2 protein-coding genes and 1 pseudogene are annotated in these 1,245 nt (G+C 32.0%); all 3 read left to right on the top strand.

Annotation, left to right across the window (positions count from 1 at the left end; translation table 11 throughout):
* The coding region (locus tag O0J15_RS21195) for a hypothetical protein (protein ID WP_308306302.1) at positions 1-303 on the top strand (303 nt) is incomplete at its 5' end.
* Positions 304-308: 5 nt separating this feature from the next.
* Positions 309-893 (top strand): hypothetical protein, encoded by a 585-nt coding sequence (locus O0J15_RS21190; protein ID WP_001005371.1) that lies wholly within the window; start codon positions 309-311, stop codon positions 891-893.
* 234 nt (positions 894-1,127) lie between these two features.
* Positions 1,128-1,199, top strand: a pseudogene (locus O0J15_RS21900) (competence protein TfoX); the annotation flags it as partial.
* Positions 1,200-1,245: the final 46 nt, after the last annotated feature.

The raw sequence follows: 1,245 nt of genomic DNA, 5'->3' as shown, positions 1-1,245 counted from the left end.
TATTTAGTTAGGATTATGAAGCATATTAAGAACGAGATGCAGGAGCTAGGATTGACAAACGAACGCATTTCTTCATATTTGATAGAATGTTTGGTCTGGAATATACCTGAACAGATGTTTTTCAATAGTAATAGCTACACAGGGTTGTTACAGCAAGCGTTATATTACATAGTGTCTCAAGTGAATTTAAATTGGGTTGAAGTAAGTGGAATGTATTACCTTTTTCGTTCAGAGCAGAAATGGAATTTACAGGATACAAAAACTTTTTTAGTTAGAATGATTGAATTTTTGGATTATAAATAAAACTTATGAATGAACAGCAGAAAAAATTTTTGAATATTACAATATGGGTTTTTGCAATTTGCTTGTTATTAAGATTGTTAATAAGTGGCCAAGAGATTGCAGTGAATCTTAAATCTGATATTTTGGCATTGGTATATTCAGCCATTGGGTATATTGGTGAAGCTATATCAGTTACAGCAATTATTATGGCTATTTTTGAAAAAACAGCATGGCGGTGGCCATTACTATCTAAGATTCATAATGTTCCAATTTTATTTGCGAATTATGTAGGTAGTTTCAAGACGGACTATGATCAGAATGAAAGAAATTGTGAACTTACTATTGAACAGTCATTTACGACTATTAAAGTTAAGTTTAAAACGGGTGAAAGTTCGAGCCATAGCATTACAGCATCAATTATCAATGATAATGGAACACAAAAATTAATTTATACATATTTAAATAGCCCAAGGGCTGAATTGCAAAGTCCTATACATTATGGGACGGTAATTCTTGATATTGATAATCCAAATCAACTAGAAGGAAATTATTATACTAATCGAGGAACCAAAGGTTCAATGAGTTTTGAGATAAACAACCCTTCTCGCTAGTTGGATTTGTAAAGATTTAAATAAAGAAAGAAGAACTAACTATCGGAAACTTGGCATAGATGTAACAATACTGTATATTAACGAAGCCGTAAATACTCGCATTAGTTACGTTTAATAGTTTAATACGGATATTCAGCAGCTTTGATTTCGTTTCACAGTATAGGTAGTAACCGTCAAGACATGTGGAGGCGGTAGTTTTGATGTCAAAAGTTGCAACCAGTGAATAAATGAAGTGTAGAAAATAAAGGCTTGTTCAATTCAATATATAATGAATTACCGGCACCCAAACCAAAGAAAAAGAAATAATTAAATTAGAAGTTGAAGGGGGGAAGAATGAGAATCGGAGTTATTC

Origin of the sequence: Stenotrophomonas sp. Sm10 (assembly GCF_030985515.1) — a bacterium.
GTDB classification, from domain to species: domain Bacteria; phylum Pseudomonadota; class Gammaproteobacteria; order Xanthomonadales; family Xanthomonadaceae; genus Stenotrophomonas; species Stenotrophomonas hibiscicola.
Note: the sequence above shows the minus strand (reverse complement) of the source record. Positions and strands in the feature narration are given on the sequence as shown.

Bases quoted from the DNA above. Each gene is read 5' to 3' on its own strand.
- O0J15_RS21190 (WP_001005371.1), top strand. From the start codon at position 309: ATGAATGAACAGCAGAAAAAATTTTTGAATATTACAATATGGGTTTTT.